A 17,502-nucleotide genomic window follows, 5' to 3' on the forward strand; every position below is an offset into this window, starting at 1 on the left:
CCCTCGCAGGGAGGACGAGTTGACCGATCAGTGGGTGGCTCTGGAGCCGGGAGCCGACCCAGACGAACGAGTACGGGCGCTACGCCGAGCGCATGAGACCTTCACGACCGCAGGCACGGTCCCGCGTCCGGTCCGGCCGGTGGTGGCCGAGTCCTGGCGGCGCAGCGCACGCGCCGGCGTCGGGCCGGACGGCACCGCGAGCGTGGAACTGACCGATGACGACCTCGGCGCATACCGCGCCGAACATCCCCTGGCCCAGGTGATGCCGCTGGTCCGGGAGCTGGTGGGCACATTCGCCGCAGACGGCTCGCACCTGCTCGCGGTGTGCGACGCGCACGGCAGGCTGATGTGGGTCGAGGGCCATCCGACGACGCTGCGGCGGGCGGACCGGATGAACTTCGTACCCGGGGCACGGTGGTCGGAGGCGGCGGTAGGGACCAACGCACCCGGTACGGCGGTGGCGGTGGACCGCCCGGTGCAGGTGTTCGCGGCGGAGCACTTCATAAGACGGGTGCAGCCGTGGACCTGTGCGGCCGCGCCGATCCACGATCCGCACACCGGCCGGGTCCTGGGTGCCGTCGACATCACCGGAGGCGACGGCCTGGCACATCCGCACAGCCTGGGCTTCGTGCAGGCGGTGGCACGGGCAGCCGAGTCACAGCTCAGCCTGCTCACCCCGCCGAAGCAGGCCGAGGACACGGTCACGCTGAGCGTGCTGGGCCGGGACGAGGCCGAGCTCCGCCCGAGCGGCGGGCGCGGGATCAGACTGAGCCGTCGGCACAGCGAGGTTCTCGTGCTCCTGGCCCGCCACCCCGAGGGCATGACCGGGGACGAGCTGCTGTGCGCGCTGTACGCGGACGAGTCGGTGACACCGGTGACCTTGCGCGCCGAGCTGGCCCGACTGCGCCCGCTTCTGCCACCCGGGTTGCTGGCATCCCGGCCCTACCGGCTCTCCGTGCCGGTCGAGTGTGACGCGACCTTGGTGGAGCGGCAGTTGGAGACAGGTGCGCTCACGGCCGCCATACGGGCCTACCGTGGCCCGCTGCTGCCGAACTCCCAGGCCCCGGCGGTCGTGGGACTGCGGCGCCGGCTCGCCGCTGCTCTGCGCACGGCGCTGATCACCCGCGGCGACCCGGACCTGCTGGCCGACTGGGCCCACGCGCCGTGGGGCGAGCACGACCTGCCGGTCTGGCGAGCCTTGGCGGCTGTACGGCCGACGGCCCCCGTGCGGGCCCGGATCGCGGCGCTGGAGGCCGAGCTTGCCGTACCGGAGATGCCGAACCGTCGCCGTGTCCGTCAGACACCCTGGGTGACCAGCGGTGCAACATATCCGCAACGTCCGCCCGTCTAGCCTGCACGGCGGGAGCTGCCCAATGGCGGGCAGCGCTGCACCGGGAGGCACACCAGCATGACCCGTTACGCGACACCCGGCTCCGAGGGCTCGATCGTCTCCTACCAGCCGCGCTACGACCACTTCATCGGCGGGGAGTACGTGCCGCCGGCGCGCGGGCAGTACTTCGACAACCCGTCGCCGGTCAACGGACAGCCGTTCACCGAGATCGCGCGCGGTACCGCGGAGGACGTCGAGCGGGCACTCGACGCGGCGCACGCGGCCGCGCCCGGCTGGGGCCGTACGTCGGTGACGGAGCGCTCGGACATCCTGCTGAAGATCGCGGATCGTATGGAGGCGAACCTCGAGTCGCTGGCGGTGGCCGAGAGCTGGGAGAACGGCAAGCCGGTCCGCGAGACGCTGGCCGCGGACATTCCGCTGGCCATCGACCACTTCCGTTACTTCGCCGGGGCGATCCGCGCGCAGGAGGGGTCGCTGGGCGAGATCGACGACGACACCGTGGCGTACCACTTCCACGAGCCGCTCGGGGTCGTCGCGCAGATCATCCCGTGGAACTTCCCGATCCTGATGGCGGCCTGGAAGCTGGCGCCCGCGCTCGCGGCGGGCAACGCGGTCATCCTGAAGCCCGCCGAGCAGACCCCGGCGTCCATCCACTACTGGATGAGCCTGATCGCCGACCTGCTGCCGCCGGGCGTGGTCAACATCGTCAACGGGTTCGGCGCGGAGGCGGGCAAGCCGCTGGCCTCCAGCGCCCGGGTGGCGAAGGTGGCCTTCACCGGGGAGACCACGACCGGGCGGCTGATCATGCAGTACGCCTCCGAGAACATCAAGCCGGTGACGCTGGAGCTGGGCGGCAAGTCGCCCAACATCTTCTTCGACGACGTGTGGGCGCACGACGACGACTTCCGGGACAAGGCGCTCGAGGGCTTCACCATGTTCGCGCTCAACCAGGGCGAGGTGTGCACCTGTCCTTCCCGGGCGCTCGTCCAGCGCGGCCACTACACCGACTTCCTGGAGGCGGCCGTGGCCCGCACCCAGCAGATCAAGCCGGGGCACCCGCTCGACACCGACACGATGATCGGGGCGCAGGCGTCCAACGACCAGTTGGAGAAGATCCTCTCCTACCTGGACATCGGCCGTCAGGAGGGCGCCAAGGTGCTCACCGGCGGCGAACGCGTCGAGTACGACGGCGAGCTGAAGGGCGGGTACTACGTCCAGCCGACCATCTTCGAGGGCGACAACCGCATGCGGATCTTCCAGGAGGAGATCTTCGGCCCGGTCGTCTCGGTGACGTCCTTCGACGACTTCGACGACGCGATGAAGCTGGCCAACGACACGCTGTACGGCCTCGGCGCGGGCGTCTGGACCCGCGACATCAACACCGCCTACCGCGCAGGCCGCACCATCCAGGCAGGCCGCGTCTGGACCAACTGCTACCACGCCTACCCGGCCCACGCGGCCTTCGGCGGCTACAAGCAGTCCGGCATCGGCCGGGAGAACCACAAGATGATGCTGGAGCACTACCAGCAGACGAAGAACCTGCTGGTGTCGTACTCGCCGAAGAAGCTGGGCTTCTTCTAGAGCCGGAAGTCGGGTTGCCTGAAGCCCTGGTGCGCTCCAGGCAACCCGCCACCCGCACCCCGCAACCCGACCCGGTCATCCGACAACAAGCAGACGCAGGCGCCCCCGCCCCACCACCCCGGCCACCGCATCGGCGTGCCGGGAGAGGGGTACGGCGAGCAGGGTCGCGACGAGTGCTCCGACGGCGAGGCCCGCGAGGATGTCGTGCGGGTAGTGGGCGCCGACCCAGACGCGGGAGGCGGCCATGGCCAGCGCGCCGAGCGTGGCGATCGCGCCGAGGCGGGTGTTGACGAACCAGAGGGCTACCGCCGCTGCGGCGGCGAGGGTGGCGTGGTTGCTGGGGAAGGACCAGTCGCCGGTGGCGGGGCACGCTTCCAGGGTGATCACGTGCAGGGACTGGCAGGGCCGGTTCTCCTGGACCGTCTGCTTCAGCGCGGTGCTGACGGCGAAGGCAAGCACGGTGAGTACCGGGGCGGCGAGTGCCTTCACGGCCTGGGCCGCATTCTGATGGCGGGCCTGCCACCAGCCGATCAGCATCAGGAGGGCGAACAGGGCGAGTCCGTAGGTGGAGTAGCCGGAGATGAGTCCGTCCAGCCAGGACGGCGCGTGGTGGGCGGCGTCGACCACGTCGACGTAGGCAGCGCCGTCGATGGCCGAGCCGTCGTACGCCTGGGCGGTGGTCAGGGCGTGCATCAGGCGCCCCCGTTCGCGCTGCGGGAGCGGCGGGTACGCAGGAGTTCCAGTCCGACGGGGACGAGGGACACGATGACGATGACGGCGATGATCGGTAGGAGATAGCGGTCGACGTTCGGGACCGAGGCGCCGAGGCCGTAGCCCCCCAGCACCAGGCCCACGGTCCACAGCAGACCGCCGACGACCTGCCAGAGGGCGAAGGTCCGCGCCGGGACGGCCAGGACACCGGCCAGTGGATTCAGCACGGTGCGGACGACCGGCAGGAAGCGGGCGAGCACGATGGCCTTGGCGTGTCCGTACCGTTCGAGGATGTCCGCGGCCCGGTCAGCGCCCTCACGGAGCTTGCGTGCGTTCGTCCGCTTGAGCAGGGCTGGGCCGGCCCGGCGGCCGAGCAGATAGCCGGCCTGGGCTCCGGTGAGCGCGCCCACGGCGGCAGCGGCGAGGACCCAGCCCAGGGACAGACGGCCCGACCCTCCGGCGGAGCCCGAGGCGCACAGCAGCCCGGCCGTGAACAACAGCGAATCTCCCGGCAGGAAGAAGCCGATCAGCAGACCGGTCTCGGCGAACAGGACCACGGCGATGCCGAGTGTGCCGAAGGTGGCGAGCAGCGAGTGGGCGTCGAGGACGTTCACGGCGAGTTGGAGCGGGGGTGCTGGGTGGTGCGCGAGCGTCATCGGCGCTGGACCCTTCGATGGCGGCTGTCGGGTGTACCGGGCACAGAAACGGACGCCAAGGGGCCGGGGCCTCGACGGGCACGAGGCAAGGACCCACCTGCGTCTACAGGACTGTAGTCGGTCTACGTCACTGTAGACGACCTGGGGGAAAGAAGGGTTCCCGCTCGCGGCGGGCTACCGCCGATCGAGTCGCAGAGTCGTCGCCCCCGCCGCAGGCGTCACCATGGAGTCCGCCGCCCCGTTGCCGTACTTGGCTCGGTACGCGGCGTCGACTTCGGCCGTGACGTCCGCCGAGGTCTCGCCGACGTCCTCCACGGTCACCTCGGCTTCCAGACCCGGCACCCGGATGCGGGCCCGACCCGAGCGGACGGCGTGACCGAACCAGCCGGTGTCGCGGCGGTACCAGCTCCGGACGTACACCCGTTCGCCGACGCGGACCACCCAGATCAGGGCCTCCGGCCGCAGACTGCCGTCAGAGTCTCTGACAGCGATGCGCAGCTCTCCGGCCGCGTCCAGGAGGTGGAGGTCTTCCGGAGTCCAGGTCATGACGGCACATCCTCAGGGTCGCTGCGATCACCTGCCCACGCGCAAGCGTGCGGCATGACAGCGACCGGTACATCCCGGCGGCCCTCCCCCGGGTCCGCGTTTATCCGCCCATCGATACGGCAATTCTTGTGCGATCTCCCGGACGACGAGGAAGGCAGCGGACCAATGATCGATGCTAAGCAACTCGCCAAGAGGTACGGCGAGAAAACCGCCGTGGACGGCCTGGACTTCGTCGTGAAGCCCGGCACCGTGACGGGCTTCCTGGGACCCAACGGTGCGGGCAAGTCCACGACCATGCGCATGATCGTGGGGCTGGACGCCCCCACGAGCGGCACCGTCACGGTGAACGGACGCCGCTACGAGCAGCACCGGGCACCCCTCCAGGAGGTCGGCACCCTTCTGGAGGCCAGGTCGATCCACCCCGGCCGCTCGGCGTACCAGCACCTCAGGGCGCTGGCGCTGACCCACGGCATCCCCCGCCGGCGCGTCGACGAGGTCATCGGCATCACCGGTCTGGGCAGCGTGGCCGGGAAGCGGGCCGGTGCCTTCTCGCTCGGCATGGGACAGCGGCTCGGCATCGCCGCGGCGCTGCTGGGCGACCCGCGGACCGTGATGCTGGACGAACCCGTCAACGGGCTGGACCCCGAGGGTGTGCTCTGGATCCGCAACCTGCTGACGTCGCTCGCGGCGGAGGGCCGCACGGTGTTCGTGTCCTCGCATCTGATGAGCGAAGTGGCTCTGGTGGCGGACCACTTGATCGTGATCGGGCGTGGCCGGATGCTGGCCGACACGACCGTGCGGGAGCTGGTGCGCGAGGCCGGCGGGAACACCGTACGGGTGGCGGCTCAGGACCCCGCGCGGCTGCGGGAGGTGCTGGCGGGGCCCGGGGTGGAGATCACCGGACAGGCCGGTGCGGAGGAGCTTCAGGTGACCGGGTTGTCGGCGCGCGACATCGGCCTGCGGGCGGCCGAGCACGGGATCGCCCTGTTCGAGCTGCATACGCGTCAGGTCTCGCTGGAGGAGGCGTTCATGGAACTGACCAGGGACTCCGTCGAATATCAAGGCACCCCGGCCGAGGCTCTCGCGTCCACCGGGAGGCCGGCGTGAGCACCCTCACCGCGGCCACCGAGACCCCGTCCGCCGCGAGCGGCCGTCCTGCCTACCGCGTCACCGGACGCCGTGTCCTCGCCTCGGAGTGGGCCAAACTCTTCTCCCTGCGCTCTTCCTGGATCGTCCTCGGACTGAGCCTGTTGTTCGTCGTCGGCTTCGGACTGATCGCCGCGCTCCGCTACCGGTCCGGGATCGGCTCCGGGCAGATCAACCAGGACTTCGCCCGGCAGAACGCCGTTGGCCTGTCCCTGTTCGGCACGAACTTCGCCCAGCTGGCCCTGGGTGTCCTCGGGGTGCTGGTCACCGCCGGGGAGTACTCCACTGGCATGATCCGCTCGACGCTGGCCGCCGTGCCGCGCCGGCTCCCGGTGCTGTGGGCCAAGGCCGCCGTGACCGGGCTGGTCGCGCTGGTCGTCGCGACGGCGGGGGCGTTCGTGGCCTTCCTGTTCGGCAGCCGGATCGTCGCCGGTACGCCCGGGGCCATGGACTTCTCGCACGCGGGCGTCGTACGGAGTCTGCTGGGCGCCGGGCTCTACCTGTGCCTGGTCGCCGTGATCGGGACCGCGCTGGGTGCCCTCCTGCGCTCCGTGGCCGGCGCCATCTCGGCTCTGGTCGCCGCCCTGATGCTGATCCCGGGCCTGATCACCCTGCTCCCGAGCGCGTGGCACGACGGCATCAGCCCCTACCTGCCCAGCAACGCGGGCGCGTCGATGTTCGCCGTCACCCGCGACGCCACCACGCTGGCCCCCGGTACGGGCCTGCTGGTCCTCCTCGCCTGGACCGCGCTGACGCTGGCCGGTGCCGCCTGTCGCCTGCGGCGCGCCGACGCGTGAATTCCGCTGGGGCGAGCGGATGTCAGGCACGGACCGGCGCGCCCGGTCCGTGCCTGACACGGAGGCCCCTACCCCGCGCCGGTCAACTGCCGGGCCGCGTACTCGACGTACTCGTGCAGCCCGTAAGCCGCCCCGAGAGCCGCCACCGCCGCGACCACCACTGTTCCCGCCAGGGCAGCGGCTCCGGCTCGGCGGGCGGTCCCGCGTGGGGCCGTCGGTTCGGGGAGGAGGAGCGCCTCGACACGCCGTGGCACGGGTCCGCGCGCCGCCGACAGCAGCGGGTAGCCGCCCCCACGACCGGCGGGCGTCCCTGCCAGGGCCGCCCGTGCGATGGCCGCGGCCGTCTTCCTGCGGTCTCCAACGGCGCGGGCCGCCGCCTCGTCCGCCCAGCGCTCCAGGTGGAAGGCGAGCGGTGCGCGCAGCCCCCGGAGAGCCGGGTGGACCACGGTGGCGAGGTCGACGAGCGCCGACAGCAGGTGGTGGCGGCCGGCCAGATGAGCCCGCTCGTGCGCGAGCAGCACCGCGCGTTCGCCCGGCCTCAGCGCCCGCACCGTCCCTGAGGTCATGACGACCCGGCCGGACCGCCCCCGGTACCCGGGAAGCGCGAAGGCGTCCACGTCGGCGACAGGGATCACGAGCAGATCCCCGTCCCCCGTGCCCTCACCGGCCATCCGCCAGGCGCGCCGCAGCAACGTACGCTGTCGCACCCACCGGCGGAGCAGCAGCACGGCCTGGCCGAGCATGACCGCGCCCGCCGTGCAGGCGAACGGCACCACGGCAGGCCAGTCCGCGAGCACCTGGGGCAAGGACATCCGCTCCAGAGCGGCGAGGAAGGGTACCTGGAACAGACCGGCCAGCGCCGCGATCGTGCTGCCCGCGAGGAGGACCGCCGCGCCCGTCAGTGCCCAGCACGCCTCGCGGGGCGGAAGGAGCAGGGCCAGACGACGGGCGAGCGGGGCGGCGCCCCAGGGAAACCCCAGGGCCGGCACCACCAGGACCAGGAACCACGTCACTCGGGGTCGGACTCCGCTTCGAGGAGCAGGCGTCGCAGGGTCTCCTCGTCATCCTCGGACAGGGAGGACACGAACCGTTTGAGGACCAGATCGCGGGCGGGTTCGCTCTCCAGTTCGCGGCGCATCCGGTCGGCGACCAGCCCCGCCGCGTCCTCCACCGGTTCGTAGGCGAAGCCGCGTCCCGCAGGGGTGCGGCGCAGGACGCCCTTCTCGAAGAGACGGGTCAGGGTGGTGGCCATGGTGGTCCTGGCCAGCCCCTGGTCGAGCGCCGCGTTGACCTCCTGCGCGGTCAGCGGCTTGCCGGCCGCCCACAGCACGGCCAGTACGTCCGCGGCCAGCTCGCCGTGGGCGCGCCTCTCCTCCCGACGCTTGTCCGGCATTCTCTCCCCGTCCTCGGGCCCGCAGTATTTTCAGACAGCCAACGTACCGTCCTCCCGGCGCCGGCCCGTCTCCGGCCTCATGGGTGGGGATGCCCGTTCGCGCCGGCCAGGTCGCGCGGGGTGAGCGGGTTCATGGCGGTCACGTCACGCGATGCCAGGGAGAAGCCCTGCCAGTGCACCGGCATCGGCTGCTGGTCCTCGTCCCGGGCGATGTGGTGGAAGCCGATGTTCACCCAGGTGATCGGGTGGGTCAGCGTCTCCCCGTTCACGAACCTGTCCACGCTGGTGGGACTGCCGTTCGGGCACCCCGGGTTGTCGCTCGCGTACTGCTCGCACGCCTTGTACTGGGTGAAGAACACGTCGTGCCTGGTGTACGGCCGCCCGGGGTGCTTCTGGCTGGCGCCGGGCACGATCTCGTACGAGCGGGGGTGGCCGTCCTTGTTCTTGCCGGCGGTGCTCACCACCCGCCACCAGCGCATGTCGGTGCGGTCACCGCTGAGTTCCTTGGTGATCGGCGTGCGGCGGGTGCTGGTGGTCGGGCTGCCCCGGCCGCTGGGCGCGGTGACCTTGGAGTCGTACTGCTCGGCCTTGGTCCTGGTGGAGCCGTCCAGGGCGAAGTCCAGCCGCCAGAAGACGTTGTGGGCGTGGCTCTCGGCCTTGGCCTGGGAGCCCTTGCCGATGGGCCAGCCCCGGGTGTCGCCGCCGTCGAAGTCGTAGGGCGAAAGGCTGCCGGTGGCACCGACGTTGGAGCTGATGGTGCCGTCGGAGGCGAAGCGCCACTCGGTGATGTATTCGTACCACGACGCCTTGTTGACGGTGTAGACCAGCAGGTCCTTGCCCTGGGCCGTGTAGAGGTGACCGTTGCCGTCGGTGCTGGCGTCGTTGTTGAGCCGGTAGGCGTGACCCCGGGCGCGGGTGGTGACACACAGGCCCGCGACGGTGCCCCGGTCGGGGACCTTGACGGACTTGATGGTGCCGCCGGGGCATTCGTCGGGGCGCAGCTTCTGCAGCTGCTGCCCGAAGTCGGTGCCGGTGACGTCGTCGTACTCGGCCTCGCCGTCGTCGTAGGGCACATGGACCTGGGCGAGGCGGGCGCCGGCGAGGACGCGGATGGGCTTGGCCTCGCCCTTGGGCTGGTAGCCGACCTTGTCCAGGACCAGGCCGGAGAACGTGTTGTAGTGCCAGCACATGCGCCAGGTGGTGCCGCCGTCGAGGGTCTGCTCGATCTTGTAGGCACTGCTGCAGTCGGCCGGGGCGGCAGCGGCGGACGCGGGGCTCGCCAGGGCGGCCGGTGAGCCGAGGAGGGCGATGGCCGAGAGGAGCGCCGCTGCCCGGTTTCGGGCATGCCGGAGTGTGGTGCCGTACGGGACCTGCATGGGTGGTCGGCTCCTTCGCCGAAGGGAGAGGGGGATCAGCCGAGACGGCCGACGGAGCGGGCGCTGAGGTCGACGACGAAGGCCCGGGTGTCGATCCAGGGGCCGTTCTTGACCTTGGCCACGACCTGGAGGCAGCGGTGCTCGCCGCACGTCTCGAGGGTGGCGGGCAGGCGCTCGACGGTGTCCTTGCGGAAGACGAATCCGCTGAGGTCGAGTTCCGAGGGTCCGGTGAGGTCCTTCCCGGTGGCCTTCCGGTAGTCCTGCTTGAGTCCCTTGCCGTGCGGGTCGGCGATCAACACGCGGGCTGCTTCGGTGAGTTCCTCGCGGCTGGGCGGTGGCTGCACATGCCGGGCGGTGGCCGTGGCGGTGACCTTGCCGGTCCCCAGGTCCACCGTCCTGGTGGTGGTGACGTTCGCCTTGTAGTCGTAGTAGATGATCTCCGCCCGTCGGACTCCCTTGCCCGTCGGGTCCTCGGCGAGGTTGGTGGCGACGCGCTGTGGGCCCCGGTCGCCCTCGACGTCGCGCGCGGAGGCGCTCATGCCGCTGCCGCGCAGGGCGATCGCCTCGGCGCGCGCGGTCTCGGCGTCGGTGAGCGGGTCGCTCCCGACGCCGTGCTCCTTCTCCCGGGGCGGGGCCTCGACCTTGCCCGCGGGGGCCACGGCGTCCTGGCTCGCGGTGCCCGCCGGTTCGCTGCTCACCCCCGGGTCCGGCTGATTCGGCAGCGTGACGGCTAACAGCAGAGCCGTCGCGGCCACGGCGAGCGATCCACCCGCCACGACCTTGCCGAGATGACGTTCGACAACGTGCCGCACATGATCCTCCTGTCCGACTCGGCACTCCTTGTCGCGGATGTGCCGACGGTGCATTCAGGCGGATAGACGGGCACAGCCGCCGAGGCGTTGCCTGCCGGTGCGGATTGGGCCGGGAATTCGCCAGCGAAGGGGTCAGCGGTCAACTGGCGTGGAGCAGGCGGCTACTTCGCCGCTCGTAGCCGCGAACTCCATCCCCGCATCGGTGCCGTTGGCGGACCTGCCGGACCTCGCCAGCAGCCGGTACAGCGTGGCCGGTACGGCGAGTCCGACGATCCAGGACACGTCCGCGCCGCCGAGCGGGGCGACCAGGGGGCCGGCGTAGAACGAGGTTGCCAGGAAGGGGAGTTGGGCCAGGACACCGACCGTGTAGACGATCAGGGCGTCGGCGCGCCAGGCGCCGTAGCGGCCGTGCGGGTCGAAGAGGGCGGGGATGTCGTAACGCTCGCGGGAGATCAGGTAGTAGTCCACGAGGTTGATGGCCGACCAGGGGGTGAAGAAGGTCAGCAGGAACAGCAGGAAGTCCTTGAACGAGACGAGGAAGCTGCCCTTGCCGAGAAGCGCCATCGCGGTGCCGGTCACCATGATCACGGCGATGTACGCGGCCCGGCCGCGCGGCGACAGCGTCCGCCGGCCACGGAAGCCGCTGATCCCCGTGACCATGGAGATGAAGCCGCCGTAGGTGTTGAGGACGTTGATGGTGAGCTTGCCCAGGGCGATGACGAAGTACAGCAGCGACGCGGCCAGCCCGGCGCCGCCGAGCGAGACGACGTAACCGACCTGGTCGTCGAAGAACCGCTCCCCCGCACTCGCCGCCACCAGCACGCCGAACGTCATGGACCACTGGGAGCCGAGCGCCGAGCCGGACAGGGTCCACCAGAAGGTCGCCCGCGCACTGGTCGTACGCGGCAGATAGCGCGAGTAGTCGGCGACGTACGGGCCGAAGGCGAGCTGCCAGGAGGCGGACAGCGACATGGTCAGCAGGAACATCGGCAGCGAGAAGTGGGCGTCGCCGAGGAGCGCGCCCAGGTCGACGCGGTCGAGCAGCCGGATGCCCAGGAAGACGAACGCGAGGGCGCAGACGACGCTCGCGACGCGGCCGACGACGTGGATGACGCGGTAGCCGACCGCGGCCACGACGGCGGTGAGCACCGCGAAGGCGATGATGCCCGTGGTGTCGCCGGTGTGGGTGAGGCGGGCGGTGGCCTGCCCGGCGAGCACGCTGCCGCTCGCGAAGAACCCGATGTACATCAGGATGACCAGGAACAGCGGCACGGCGGCACCCCGTACGCCGAACTGCGCCCGCGACTGGATCATCTGCGGGAGTCCGAGCCTCGGGCCCTGCGCGGAGTGCAGCGCCATGACCGCGCCGCCCAGCAGGTTGCCGGCGACGAGCCCCACGAGCGACCAGACGACATCACCGCCGAAGACGACGGCGAGGGCGCCGGTGACGATGGCGGTGATCTGGAGGTTCGCCCCGAGCCAGAGCGTGAACTGACTGAACGCCCGGCCGTGTCGCTCACCGTCCGGCACCACGTCGATGGAATGCCGCTCGATCACACCACCGGGGCTGCCCTTGGTGCGCGCGTCCGTCTGCTCGTCACGACCGGCCCTGTCCATCGTCCGCCCTCCGCGCTCACCCACCGCCCTGCATATTGGTATGCAGACTCTGGCTCACTGAATGATTTGTCAATACCCTGCCGACCGGGCGGAGGCCGGTTCGCGGGTGGGGGCACGGATGCCGGTCCGGGCTAGTCCCGCGCCACCGTGCGAGCCAGGATTCCGAGGGTGGCGCGGAGGCCGGCTTCCGGGATGACGGGGAAGATGCCCGCCTTGCGGTACTTGTCGTCGATCTGGCTCCAGTCGTAGTACGAAGTGACCAGCGTGCCGGACTCGTTGGGGGTGAGGCGGTAGCCGTAGAGGTGGCGGATGGGCGGCTGGATGGTGCCCGAGATCGTCCATTCCAGGAGGGTGTCGGGCTCGTAGCGGGTGATGATCACGGTCACGTCGTAGCGGCCCATGGGGAGGTCTCCGAGCGCCTCCCGGTCCATGTGGACGACGAACTCGTCCCCCACGGCGTTCACCGGGTCGCCCTCCGCGGACTGGAGCATTCCGGAGCTGTCGATGGCCACATGGCCCTGCGGGGAGCGCAGCACATCGAAGATCGTCGCGGGGGAGGCGGCCAGCTGGCGCGTGACTTCAAATCGTTCCGTCGTCATACTTCACCCTCGCACGCCCGCCCTGGTCAGCCCGCGGTGGGGGAATCCGGCGCGCGCCCTACGCTGGTCCGGTGCGCACCGTGGAACTGCTGCCCGACGAGGCGACCGAGGAGCGGGTGCGGCGGGTCTGGGGACGGCTCGCGGAGCTGGGGATGCCCAGCCTGGCCGGCCACCGGCACCCGACGAACCGGCCACACCTCACGCTGACGACGGCGTCCGAGCTGCCGTGGGACGCACGGCCCTCGCTGACGGAGGCGCTCTCGGTACTCCCCCTGCCCTTGCGGCTGGCGGGGACGCTTCGGTTCGAGGGGCGAACTTCGACACTGGCGTGGGGAGTTGTGCCCGAGGCCGGGCTGGCCGCCTTGCAGCGGCAGGTGTGGGAGCTGCTGCCCGGGGCCGGGAATCCGCTCTTCGAGCCGGAGAACTGGGTGCCTCACCTCAGCCTCGGCCGGACGCGGTCGGGACCCGGCTCATGGCCCACGGAACTTCTGCCCGCCGAGCTGTCCGACCCTTGGGAGGGAGCGTTCGTATCGGCGCGGAGCTACGACAGCGAGCTGCGGACCGTGGAGGGCCTCGCCCAGCCGCCCGCCTGACCGGCGGAGGGCCGGGCTCGCGTGCCGCGCCCTCGGTAGCGTGACCATCGGATATGTGGAGCGTCCACATGGCCGGCCGGCCCGCGCGACGGGCTTTCGGCGAACAGTGGCGAAGAGTGATGAGGTTGCGGTGAGCGAACTGACGAAGCCCGAGGTCGACGTCCCAGAGGGCGATGCTCCTGCCGAGCTGACCGTCCGGGATCTGGTGGTCGGGGACGGGCCCGAGGTCAAGCCGGGCATGGTGGTCCGGGTCCACTACGTCGGGGTGGCCTTCGCGTCCGGGAAGGAGTTCGACGCCTCCTGGGACCGGGGAGAGCCGTACAAGTTCGCCCTGGGCAGCGGCAAGGTCATCAAGGGCTGGGACCGGGGCGTGCGGGGGATGAGGGTCGGCGGCCGGCGCGAGATCATCGTCCCGCCGCGCCTCGGGTACGGCAATCAGTCGCCGTCTCCCATGATCCCGCCGGGCTCCACCCTGGTCTTCGTGGTGGACCTGCTGGATGTGTACTCCGGCCCGACCGGGTGGAGCAAGGGCTAGGTGTATTGATCACGAGCGTTGTTGACGCGGCTGATCGGTGGGTGGCCTCCGAGTGCGGTGTGGCAGCGGTGGTGGTTGTCGGTGTGGAGGAAGTCTGCCAGGGCGTCGGTGCGTTCGGTGTTGGTGGTGTAGGGCCGCTGGTAGGCCCATTCGTCGAGCAGGGTGCGGTTGAAGCGTTCGACCTTGCCGTTGGTCTGCGGCCGGTAGGGGCGAGTCAGCTTGCCGGCCGCACCGATCTCGGTGAGCACCTTTTTCCAGGCCAGGCCCTTGCGGTAGGCCCAGGCGTTGTCGGTCAGGACCCGCTCGATCCGGTCGATGCCCTGGGCGTGGAAGAAGGCGGCCGCGCGGGTCAGGAAGCCCGCGCAGGTCGCGGCTTTCTCGTCGGGGTGGATCTCGCTGTAGGCCAGGCGGGAGTGGTCGTCGACGGCGGAGTGGACGTAGTCGAAGCCCATGCCGCGGATCGGGCGGCCGGCCTCGCGGCCGTGGGTCTTGTGGCCGCCGCCGTCGGGGATCCGGCCCAGCTTCTTCACGTCCACGTGGATCAGCTCGCCGGGCCGGTCACGCTCGTAACGGCGGATGACGGTGCCGGTCGGCCGGTCGATCCAGGCCAACTGGTTGAGGCGGTGGCGGGTCAGGATCCGGTGCACGGTCGAGGTGGGAAGGCCCACGATCGGGCCGATCCGGGCCGGGCCCAGCTTGCGGCTCTGCCGCAGGTCGCAGACGCGGTCTTCCACCGCGGACGCGGTCCGGTGCGGCGTCGTGCGAGGTCGGCTGGAGCGGTCCTGCAGTCCCGCCTCGCCCTCGGTCCGCCACCGGCGGATCCATTTATGGGCGGTGGCGCGGGAGATACCCATCTCGGCGGCCACATGAGCGACCGGACGGCCTGAGCGGACACGTTCGACCAGCAGCCTCCTACCGAAGACGGTCAGCCGGGCATTACGGTGGGGCACGAAGACCTCCGTGCGGTGAGTTCCTAGACAGCTCCCACCACACCGGAGGTCTTCGCCATGTTCAAGACCACAGCCGTGTCAACAACGCTCGTGATCAATACACCTAGGCCGCTCCCCCGGTCGGCGCGCGCATCCCGCGAGGGGAGTCAGCCGACCTTGTCGGCCCGGCCCAGGCGGAGCGCGGAGACCAGGAAGAAGACCCCGCCCAGGAAGGCGTAGCCCGCCAGAGAACCCAAGGAGGCGTCCGGCTTTGCGGCCTGGGCGATGAACGAGGCTCCGGCGAGGGTGGAGATGGCGCCGCTGAGGATCATCGGCCACTGTCCGGCCATGCCGTGCCGGCGTCGCAGGGCGCCGACGATCAGCTGGACGGCTCCGGCGGTGACGGCCCAGGCGCCCCAGACGCGCAGGACCGCCGGGATGCCCGAGGTGGCCGCGGCGGCCAGACCGGCGGTGGTGAGGGTGCTGAGCGCGATGTTCGCGCAGAGACCCCGCACCGGGCCCTGGTTCGCCCTGGCGGACCTGAGGTCGACGACCGCGCACGCCACGTCGAACAGGGGATAGAGCACCAGCAGTGTCGCGCCGAGGGGACTCAGGGTGTGCGCGGTGGCGAACACCAGGGCGGCCCACACGGCGGCGAACGCGAAGCGGAGGAAGTACAGGCGGCGCAGTGCCGCGGTGTCGCTCTTGACGGGAACGGGGGCGGTGATGGACGAGGCCATGGGGTGCCCTTCCACAGGGAGTCGAAGAAGAGGGAGAACGTTCGGTCTCCCTCTTTCATCTAAGAGACCCCCATCCCCCCTGTCAAGACCGAACGTTCTCCCTCGCCGCCTGCTACCGTGGCCGCCATGAGCACCCGCACAGAAGGCAAGAGCACGTCCGAGGCGCGCGCGCGGCTGCTCGACACGGCGACCCGGATCTTCTACGCGGAGGGCATCCACTCCGTCGGCGTCGACCGGATCATCGCGGAGGCCCAGGTCACGCGCGCCACCCTGTACCGGCACTTCAAGGGCAAGGACGAGCTGATCCTCGCCTACCTCCAGCAGGCCGATCGCGGCATCCGGGGGCAGGTGGACGCCGTCCGGGCACAGGGCCTTCCGCCCGCCGAGACGGTCCGCGCCGTGGGCAGGTCCATCGCCGAGGGCATCCGGTCCCCCGGCTTCCGTGGCTGCGCCTTCCTGAACGCGGCGGCCGAGTACCCCGACCCGGCGCACCCCGTCCACCAGGCCGTACTGGCCCACCGGCAGTGGTTCCTGGAGACCGCCACGCAGCTCATGGACGACGCCGGCTGCTCCCCCGCCGAGGTGACCGGCCGCCACTTCGTCATGCTCCGCGACGGCGCGATGGCCGCCGGCTGCCTCTTCGACCCGGCGCTGATCTGCGCGACGTTCCTGGACGGAGTCGAGGGCATCCTGCGTACGGGCGCCTGAACTCCGCCTCCGTAGCGGCAGGGGCGGGTTCGCACACTCGGGGCGACTCTTCACTCGCCCCCTACCTGGGCGGCCATCCCCGCAGCGCCGCGTCTGCCATCGCCCGTAGCTCGTCCCGGCACACCCCACCGGCCGCCTGTACGGCGATGCCGTGGGCCAGCGTGGTGACGTACCGGGCCAGGAGCCCCGCGTCGGCTTCCGTCGACAGGTCGCCCTCCTCGACGGCCCGCTCGAACCGCTCCCGTATCCGCAGGTAGCCGTCGTTGCGCCAGCCGATCAGCAGTTCCCGGGCAGCACGGCCCGACTCGCCTGCGGCGAGCGCGCCCTGGACGCCCATGCAGCCCTGCGGTCCGGACGGAGCGGTGGTGGTCCGGATGACGCCCGCCAGGATCGCGGTGACGACACCGAGGGCGGTGGGCTGGTCCGCCTGGCGACGCCCGGCGCGGACGGTCCCACCGGGACGCTCCGGGACAAGAGCGGGGTGCTGCCTTGGTAAGCAGCGGCTTGAGAAGCGGTGCGTGCCCACCGAGGCGGGGGCCGTGGGTTCGAAGCGGAACTTCTCGTACCACGGTCACGGCGTGCCACGAGTTCGGCAGGCCGAGCCGCGCGGCCTCGGGCGTCTTGGCGCTCGGGCCCGTAAAAGCCGCCCCGCCGCATCCGCCGGGCCCTCACCGGGCGAAGTGTTCCGAGGACGTGAGAGGCGGGAGGCGTGGTGTGGAGATCCGGGGCGCGCGCGTTCTCGTCGCCGGGGCGACCGGTGACATCGGGTCGGCGCTGGCCGAGCGGCTGGCCGGGGTCGGAGCGGTGACCGCGCTCGCGGGGCGCGACCCGGCCCGGCTGGCCGGGGTGCGTGAGCGGTGCGGTCCCGGGCCCTCGCGGATTTTCGACGCCTGGGACCTCGACGGCGCCGAGGGCACGGCGGCCTGGGCGGCGCGGGAACTGGGCGGGCTCGACGCCGTGGTCGTCTGTGTGGGGGTGGCCGCGTTCGGGCCGGTCGGTGAGATCGGCGAGGCGGTCGCGGAACACGTGATGGCGGTGAACGCGCTCGCGCCGATGGCGATCCTGCGTTCCGCGTCCGCCCATGTGTCCCCGGGCGGCCTGCTCGCCGCCGTCACGGGGACCGTCGCCCGCTCGGCCCCGGCCGGCATGGCGGACTACGCGGCGGCCAAGGCCGCGCTGGCCACCTGGCTGACGGCGACCCGGCGGGAGTTGCGGCGAGCGGGGGTGGGGGTGCTGGAGGTCTGCCTGCCGCACGTCGAGTCCGGGTTCGCCGGGCGCGCGGTGACCGGCACCGCTCCGCCGCTGCCGCCGGGCATCACGGTGGCCGAGGCGGTCGACGTCATCGTGGAGGGGATGCGCATGGACGCGCGGGTCGTGGACAGCGCCCGGTCGAAGCGGGGTACGACGTGACG

20 protein-coding genes are annotated in these 17,502 nt (G+C 71.3%); 8 read left to right on the forward strand and 12 right to left on the reverse strand.

Going from position 1 to position 17,502, the window contains the following annotated elements; genetic code table 11:
• The first annotated feature begins 19 nt into the window (after positions 1 to 19).
• Both D0Z67_RS02645 and adh read left to right on the forward strand, forming a co-directional pair.
• Positions 20 to 1,351: a GAF domain-containing protein gene (locus D0Z67_RS02645; protein ID WP_031180277.1), complete on the forward strand. Its 1,332-nt coding sequence runs from the start codon at positions 20 to 22 to the stop codon at positions 1,349 to 1,351.
• Positions 1,352 to 1,408: 57 nt separating this feature from the next.
• A complete protein-coding gene (gene adh, locus D0Z67_RS02650; protein WP_031180276.1) occupies positions 1,409 to 2,932 on the forward strand; it encodes an aldehyde dehydrogenase in 1,524 nt (507 codons plus the stop codon).
• A gap of 75 nt (positions 2,933 to 3,007) precedes the next feature.
• Here the strand turns inward: adh and D0Z67_RS02655 are convergent, their stop codons facing one another.
• The 3 genes from D0Z67_RS02655 to D0Z67_RS02665 form a co-directional block, all read right to left on the reverse strand.
• On the reverse strand, positions 3,008 to 3,625 hold the full coding sequence (locus D0Z67_RS02655) for a phosphatase PAP2 family protein (protein ID WP_031180275.1): 618 nt from the start codon (positions 3,623 to 3,625) through the stop codon (positions 3,008 to 3,010).
• Positions 3,625 to 4,299, reverse strand: a complete 675-nt coding sequence (locus D0Z67_RS02660) for a DedA family protein (protein ID WP_031180274.1) — start codon at positions 4,297 to 4,299, stop codon at positions 3,625 to 3,627. Before D0Z67_RS02660 ends, D0Z67_RS02655 begins: the two co-directional genes overlap by 1 nt.
• 174 nt (positions 4,300 to 4,473) lie before the next feature.
• Positions 4,474 to 4,845, reverse strand: coding sequence for a DUF2255 family protein (locus D0Z67_RS02665; RefSeq protein ID WP_031180273.1), 372 nt, complete (start codon positions 4,843 to 4,845; stop codon positions 4,474 to 4,476).
• A 165-nt stretch (positions 4,846 to 5,010) separates the two neighbouring features.
• Here D0Z67_RS02665 and D0Z67_RS02670 point away from each other — a divergent pair, with 165 nt between their 5' ends.
• Complete coding sequence (locus D0Z67_RS02670) at positions 5,011 to 5,952, forward strand: ABC transporter ATP-binding protein (protein ID WP_031180272.1); 942 nt, start codon at positions 5,011 to 5,013, stop codon at positions 5,950 to 5,952.
• On the forward strand, positions 5,949 to 6,788 hold the full coding sequence (locus D0Z67_RS02675; protein WP_031180271.1) for an ABC transporter permease: 840 nt from the start codon (positions 5,949 to 5,951) through the stop codon (positions 6,786 to 6,788). The genes D0Z67_RS02670 and D0Z67_RS02675 overlap by 4 nt, the downstream gene beginning before the upstream one ends.
• A 68-nt stretch (positions 6,789 to 6,856) precedes the next feature.
• Here D0Z67_RS02675 and D0Z67_RS02680 read toward each other — a convergent pair whose 3' ends face one another.
• The 6 genes from D0Z67_RS02680 to D0Z67_RS02705 all read right to left on the reverse strand — a co-directional run bounded on the left by D0Z67_RS02680 (position 6,857) and on the right by D0Z67_RS02705 (position 12,585).
• Positions 6,857 to 7,801, reverse strand: coding sequence for a M56 family metallopeptidase (locus tag D0Z67_RS02680; protein WP_031180270.1), 945 nt, complete (start codon positions 7,799 to 7,801; stop codon positions 6,857 to 6,859).
• Positions 7,798 to 8,181 carry a BlaI/MecI/CopY family transcriptional regulator gene (locus D0Z67_RS02685; protein WP_031180269.1) on the reverse strand — a complete coding sequence of 128 codons (384 nt, stop codon included), beginning with the start codon at positions 8,179 to 8,181 and terminating at the stop codon, positions 7,798 to 7,800. Before D0Z67_RS02685 ends, D0Z67_RS02680 begins: the two co-directional genes overlap by 4 nt.
• Before the next feature lie 77 nt (positions 8,182 to 8,258).
• Positions 8,259 to 9,557 carry a copper amine oxidase gene (locus D0Z67_RS02690; RefSeq protein ID WP_031180268.1) on the reverse strand — a complete coding sequence of 433 codons (1,299 nt, stop codon included), beginning with the start codon at positions 9,555 to 9,557 and terminating at the stop codon, positions 8,259 to 8,261.
• Between the two features lie 35 nt (positions 9,558 to 9,592).
• Positions 9,593 to 10,369, reverse strand: a complete 777-nt coding sequence (locus D0Z67_RS02695; RefSeq protein ID WP_031180267.1) for a hypothetical protein — start codon at positions 10,367 to 10,369, stop codon at positions 9,593 to 9,595.
• Positions 10,370 to 10,501: 132 nt separating this feature from the next.
• Positions 10,502 to 11,986, reverse strand: a complete 1,485-nt coding sequence (locus D0Z67_RS02700) for a purine-cytosine permease family protein (protein WP_078873148.1) — start codon at positions 11,984 to 11,986, stop codon at positions 10,502 to 10,504.
• Between the two features lie 131 nt (positions 11,987 to 12,117).
• Positions 12,118 to 12,585, reverse strand: a complete 468-nt coding sequence (locus D0Z67_RS02705; protein WP_031180265.1) for an SRPBCC family protein — start codon at positions 12,583 to 12,585, stop codon at positions 12,118 to 12,120.
• Between the two features lie 71 nt (positions 12,586 to 12,656).
• Here D0Z67_RS02705 and D0Z67_RS02710 point away from each other — a divergent pair, with 71 nt between their 5' ends.
• Both D0Z67_RS02710 and D0Z67_RS02715 read left to right on the forward strand, forming a co-directional pair.
• On the forward strand, positions 12,657 to 13,178 hold the full coding sequence (locus tag D0Z67_RS02710) for a 2'-5' RNA ligase family protein (RefSeq protein WP_031180264.1): 522 nt from the start codon (positions 12,657 to 12,659) through the stop codon (positions 13,176 to 13,178).
• 130 nt (positions 13,179 to 13,308) lie between these two features.
• Positions 13,309 to 13,713, forward strand: a complete 405-nt coding sequence (locus D0Z67_RS02715; RefSeq protein ID WP_131589611.1) for an FKBP-type peptidyl-prolyl cis-trans isomerase — start codon at positions 13,309 to 13,311, stop codon at positions 13,711 to 13,713.
• Here D0Z67_RS02715 and D0Z67_RS02720 read toward each other — a convergent pair.
• Both D0Z67_RS02720 and D0Z67_RS02725 read right to left on the reverse strand, forming a co-directional pair.
• Complete coding sequence (locus D0Z67_RS02720) at positions 13,710 to 14,663, reverse strand: IS481 family transposase (RefSeq protein WP_131589612.1); 954 nt, start codon at positions 14,661 to 14,663, stop codon at positions 13,710 to 13,712. The genes D0Z67_RS02715 and D0Z67_RS02720 overlap by 4 nt on opposite strands.
• Positions 14,664 to 14,809: 146 nt before the next feature.
• Positions 14,810 to 15,382, reverse strand: coding sequence for a hypothetical protein (locus D0Z67_RS02725; protein ID WP_031183831.1), 573 nt, complete (start codon positions 15,380 to 15,382; stop codon positions 14,810 to 14,812).
• Positions 15,383 to 15,508: 126 nt separating this feature from the next.
• Here D0Z67_RS02725 and D0Z67_RS02730 point away from each other — a divergent pair, with 126 nt between their 5' ends.
• The gene (locus D0Z67_RS02730) at positions 15,509 to 16,090 is read left to right on the forward strand and encodes a TetR/AcrR family transcriptional regulator (RefSeq protein ID WP_031183832.1); all 582 of its coding nucleotides are present in this window, start codon (positions 15,509 to 15,511) and stop codon (positions 16,088 to 16,090) included.
• A gap of 61 nt (positions 16,091 to 16,151) precedes the next feature.
• Here the strand turns inward: D0Z67_RS02730 and D0Z67_RS02735 are convergent, their stop codons facing one another.
• A complete protein-coding gene (locus tag D0Z67_RS02735) occupies positions 16,152 to 16,616 on the reverse strand; it encodes a hypothetical protein (RefSeq protein WP_199812243.1) in 465 nt (154 codons plus the stop codon).
• 188 nt (positions 16,617 to 16,804) lie between these two features.
• Here D0Z67_RS02735 and D0Z67_RS02740 point away from each other — a divergent pair, with 188 nt between their 5' ends.
• Positions 16,805 to 17,500, forward strand: coding sequence for an SDR family NAD(P)-dependent oxidoreductase (locus D0Z67_RS02740; RefSeq protein WP_031183834.1), 696 nt, complete (start codon positions 16,805 to 16,807; stop codon positions 17,498 to 17,500).
• The last annotated feature ends 2 nt before the right edge of the window (positions 17,501 to 17,502 follow it).

It is taken from the genome of Streptomyces seoulensis (assembly GCF_004328625.1).
GTDB lineage: Bacteria > Actinomycetota > Actinomycetes > Streptomycetales > Streptomycetaceae > Streptomyces > Streptomyces seoulensis.